This window comes from Providencia sp. PROV_01, from assembly GCF_053098325.1.
The window spans coordinates 208815-213178 of record NZ_JBRFKD010000002.1 but is presented as its reverse complement, the minus strand read 5'-3'; the positions used below and the strand labels follow the sequence as shown (position 1 = coordinate 213178).

The following is a 4364-nucleotide window of genomic DNA, read 5'->3' as shown; positions in this document are numbered from 1 at the left end:
CAATTTTAAGGTTGTGTCAGTACTGACTGACCGCACCATATTGCTGATATGGCTCAGTTGGTAGAGCACACCCTTGGTAAGGGTGAGGTCCCCAGTTCGAATCTGGGTATCAGCACCATATAATCGGCATTTAAAAAGAATTTACCTAGCGGCAATAGCGCGGTGGTCCCACCTGACCCCATGCCGAACTCAGTAGTGAAACGCCGTAGCGCCGATGGTAGTGTGGGGTCTCCCCATGTGAGAGTAGGGAACTGCTAGGTTTTAAATATAAAGAAGCCACCCATTGGGTGGCTTTTTGCATTCTATTAATAGCGCAATTCTCACTAATTATCTTATTTTCCTAATCTTGCTATTCACTCTTAATCCAGCCTGATAGACTTATCCTATCCTAGTTTTATTTGTACTGAAGGCTGTAATGAACCTAACGTCTGAACTTAAATCATTTAATAGCTTTGGCATTCAAGCAAAAGCATTATCAATTGTTTTTGTGGATAACCAAGAATCTTTACTCCAACAATGGGTCGAGGCTAAAAATCAGCAACTCCCAGTATTATTATTAGGGGGGGGAAGTAATGTTCTATTTGTTGCAGACTTTGAAGGTGTTGTAATTATTAATCAGCTTAAGGGAATAGAAATAACAGAAGATAACAGTTATTGGTATGTTCATACTCAAGCAGGTGAAAATTGGCATCAATTACTTGAAACATTATTGAGTAAAGGTATTTGTGGTGCAGAAAATTTAGCATTAATCCCGGGTTGTGTGGGTTCTGCACCCATTCAAAATATAGGTGCTTATGGTATAGAGCTGAAAGATATATGTGAGTATGTTGATGTGCTTTCCCTTGAAACAGGCAGAGTAATACGACTAACAGCTTCAGAGTGCCAATTTGGCTATCGTGATAGTATTTTTAAGCATGAGTATCAATATGGCTATGTCATCATCAGTGTTGGGTTAAAATTAGCTAAAGAATGGGTTCCTAAGCTTATGTATGGAGATCTTGCTCAACTTGATCCCAATACAGTAACACCAGAGCAAGTATTTAATTCGGTATGCCAAACACGTAGAAGCAAATTACCTGACCCAACAGTAACGGGCAATGCGGGTAGTTTCTTTAAAAATCCTGTTATTTCAGCAGAAAAGGCACAGGCCATAAAAATAGCTTATCCTAATTGCCCTCAATATGAACAAGCAGATGGTAGTGTTAAATTAGCCGCAGGTTGGTTAATTGACCAGTGCGGTTTAAAAGGTCATCAAATAGGTGGCGCAGCTGTTCACACCCAACAGGCGTTGGTATTAATTAATAAACAGCACGCAACAGGGCAAGATATTGCTAACTTGGCGAAATATGTGAGCCAAACGGTAGCAAAGCGCTTTGATATTATTTTAGAGCCAGAAGTAAGGTTTATCGGTCGAGTGGGAGAAGTTAATGCAATGGATTATATTCGATGAAAGAAACTAATATTCCTTTACAGCTAATTGATATCTTAGCTGATGCTCAGGTCCATTCGGGGGAGCAACTCGGTGAACAATTAGGAATGACAAGATCTGCAATTAATAAACATATCAAAACATTGCGCTCTTGGGGATTAAATATAGAAACAATAGCTGGCAAAGGCTATAAGCTTCCATATCAAATCAATTTATTAAGTGAAGAAGCCATTAAAAAGCAAATTGATGATGTGAATATTATTGTTGAGCCAGTGATCGATTCAACAAACCAATATATGTTAGAGCGTATTGCTGAGCTTAAATCAGGAGATACTTGCTTAGCCGAATATCAAAGTGCTGGACGTGGTAGAAGAGGGCGTCAGTGGATATCTCCATTTGGTTGTAATCTATATCTTTCAATGTATTGGAGATTAGAACAAGGCCCCGCAGCAGCAGTGGGACTAAGTCTGGTTGTGGGCATCGTAATTGCTGAAGTTTTAAATAGAATTAGTCAAGAAAAAGTGAAAGTAAAGTGGCCTAATGACCTGTATATGAATGATAAAAAACTTGCAGGAATTCTTGTTGAATTAACTGGTAAAACAGGAGATGCAGCTCATATTATTATTGGTGTTGGTATTAACATTGGAATGAATAATAACAATATTGAAAGTTCAAAATCAATAACACAAGAATGGTCATCACTAAGAGATGAGGTTGAAAATATAGAGCGTAATGAATTATCTGCTAATATTATTAAGTCATTAAGAGAATCTTTAGTTATATTTGAACACGAAGGACTAAAACCATTTTTAGAGCGATGGTTTAAACTAGATAATTTTCTGAACAGGCATGTTAAGTTATTGATAGGTAATGATGTAATATCAGGTATTGAGCGTGGCGTTAATGATCAAGGTGCATTATTACTACAAAAGAATAATGGAGAAATAATTCCCTATATTGGAGGGGAAATATCCTTAAGGCTAAACGAGTGATATATTATTGGCCGGAGATAAGCCGGCCAATATAAATAATTATTTTCTTAATCTAACACTCTGAATAGTATGGTTCTCACCTTTAGTCATAATTAAACTGGCTCTTTCCTTCGTTGGTAATATATTTTCTTCAAGATTTAATCCATTAATTTCATCCCAAATAGACCCTGCAATATTAATAGCTTCATCTTCACTTAATTTAGAGTAGCTATGGAAATAAGAATCAGGATCTGAGAATGCACCTTGCCTAAATTTAAGAAACCGACCGATATACCATTGTTTTAATAATTCAGGTGCAGCATCGACATAAATGGAAAAATCAACAAAATCAGATACAAAGACATGATGAGGATCTTGCGGGTAATCCATATCACTTTGTAAGACATTCAGCCCTTCAAGTATTAAAATATCAGGTTGATCAATGATTTGTTCTTGGTCAGGAACGATATCATACGTTAAATGTGAATAAACAGGAGCCTTAACGTTACGTGCACCTGACTTTATTTGCGACACGAAGTTAACGAGTTTTCGCATATCATAAGATTGCGGAAACCCTTTTTTCTTCATGATATTCCTATCTTTTAATACTTGATTAGGATGTAAGAAACCATCAGTTGTAATCAAGTCAACTTTACGGTGTTCTGGCCAACGAGTGAGTAGTGCTTGTAGTAAACGTGCAGTTGTACTCTTACCAACAGCTACACTACCTGCTATACCAATAATATAAGGCACTTTTGCGCCATTAGTTCCAAGGAATTGCTCTAGGACAGCCTGACGACGCAAGTTTGAGCTGATATAAAAATTCAATAAACGCGATAAAGGTAGATAAATCTCTATAACATCTTCCATAGAGAGTTCTTCGTTAATCCCTTTTAACTCTAGAAGTTCACTCGATGTTAATGTAAGTGGAACTGAATCACGTAACGTTGCCCAGTGTTCTCTATCAAACTCTAAGTATGGCGTAGTAATAAAATTTTCTTTCTTTTTCATAAACCAACATCTGCCTATTTTATGCAGGTTGGACAGGTTGCCTAAACACCCGTATCCATAAAATTTGCTAGCATCATAGCGAGTGAAAGTGGGGAGGCGTAGGTTTTTTTCTATTTTTTATGAGTTTTTTTTGATGTAGGCAGAAAAAATGATACTGAGTGATGAAAAAAACACCTAAAAATGAGAGGCTAAAATTGTGATATCGAATAAAAAATAATAATTTTAAAAATTTTAAGCCTCTTTCTCCCTTTACTGACCAAATGATAATGGACTATAGTTAACAGCTGCTGTTGATGTTTTAAGCTTAAAATAGTTAAAAAATCAACAAAAAGCCCAAAAGCGAACAAAATGTGAGCGAACAAACAAAAAAATTAATTTTTTTGTTGCAACCTGCGCCGACTCTACCTAGAATGCGCAGCACTTGATGCCGGCATAGCTCAGTTGGTAGAGCAACTGACTTGTAATCAGTAGGTCCCGAGTTCGACTCTTGGTGCCGGCACCATTAACAATTTGGATAGGTGGGATACCCAAGCGGCCAAAGGGAGCAGACTGTAAATCTGCCGTCACAGACTTCGAAGGTTCGAATCCTTCTCCCACCACCATCTCCAAGAAATTTTCTTAAGAGAAAATTTTGAGGAACAGTTTAACAGCTGATAACTCAGGTAGCCGAGTTCATTGCGGGCATCGTATAATGGCTATTACCTCAGCCTTCCAAGCTGATGATGCGGGTTCGATTCCCGCTGCCCGCTCCAAGATGTGCTGATATGGCTCAGTTGGTAGAGCACACCCTTGGTAAGGGTGAGGTCGGCAGTTCGAATCTGCCTATCAGCACCACTTCCCTTATGTTCTCACTAATCTCCCTGATTTGTCTCCTGAAAAAAACAAGCGAAATAAATTCTTGCTTGGTTGATGTGGTTTAACCACCGATTCCGTGTCTTAGAGGGACAATCTAA

General features: G+C 38.0%; 3 protein-coding genes, 5 tRNA genes and 1 rRNA gene. 8 read left to right on the top strand and 1 reads right to left on the bottom strand.

From position 1 onward, the window contains the following. Positions 1 to 42: 42 nt before the first annotated feature. From ACU696_RS01780 to birA, 4 genes are all read left to right on the top strand, one after another. Positions 43 to 118, top strand: a tRNA-Thr gene (locus tag ACU696_RS01780). A 26-nt stretch (positions 119 to 144) separates the two neighbouring features. Then, a 5S ribosomal RNA gene (gene rrf / locus ACU696_RS01775) occupies positions 145 to 260 on the top strand. 155 nt (positions 261 to 415) lie between these two features. Beyond that, positions 416 to 1450 (top strand): UDP-N-acetylmuramate dehydrogenase, encoded by a 1035-nt coding sequence (gene murB / locus ACU696_RS01770; protein ID WP_109913346.1) that lies wholly within the window; start codon positions 416 to 418, stop codon positions 1448 to 1450. Continuing rightward, a complete protein-coding gene (birA, locus tag ACU696_RS01765; protein WP_447343022.1) occupies positions 1447 to 2421 on the top strand; it encodes a bifunctional biotin--[acetyl-CoA-carboxylase] ligase/biotin operon repressor BirA in 975 nt (324 codons plus the stop codon). Before murB ends, birA begins: the two co-directional genes overlap by 4 nt. 39 nt (positions 2422 to 2460) lie before the next feature. On the opposite strand, the gene coaA is transcribed toward birA, so the two are convergent. Beyond that, on the bottom strand, positions 2461 to 3411 hold the full coding sequence (gene coaA, locus ACU696_RS01760; RefSeq protein ID WP_109913348.1) for a type I pantothenate kinase: 951 nt from the start codon (positions 3409 to 3411) through the stop codon (positions 2461 to 2463). Positions 3412 to 3837: 426 nt separating this feature from the next. Here coaA and ACU696_RS01755 point away from each other — a divergent pair. The 4 genes from ACU696_RS01755 to ACU696_RS01740 all read left to right on the top strand — a co-directional run bounded on the left by ACU696_RS01755 (position 3838) and on the right by ACU696_RS01740 (position 4245). Next, positions 3838 to 3913 (top strand) — tRNA-Thr (locus ACU696_RS01755). 15 nt (positions 3914 to 3928) lie between these two features. Next, positions 3929 to 4013: transfer RNA gene (locus tag ACU696_RS01750), tRNA-Tyr, on the top strand. 75 nt (positions 4014 to 4088) lie between these two features. Continuing rightward, positions 4089 to 4163: transfer RNA gene (locus ACU696_RS01745), tRNA-Gly, on the top strand. Between the two features lie 6 nt (positions 4164 to 4169). Further along, a tRNA-Thr gene (locus ACU696_RS01740) sits at positions 4170 to 4245 on the top strand. Positions 4246 to 4364: the final 119 nt, after the last annotated feature.

Excerpts from the sequence above, each read along its gene's own strand:
- murB (WP_109913346.1), top strand. The coding sequence starts at position 416 with ATGAACCTAACGTCTGAACTTAAATCATTTAATAGCTTTGGCATTCAA.
- birA (WP_447343022.1), top strand. The coding sequence starts at position 1,447 with ATGAAAGAAACTAATATTCCTTTACAGCTAATTGATATCTTAGCTGAT.
- coaA (WP_109913348.1), bottom strand. The coding sequence starts at position 3,411 with ATGAAAAAGAAAGAAAATTTTATTACTACGCCATACTTAGAGTTTGAT.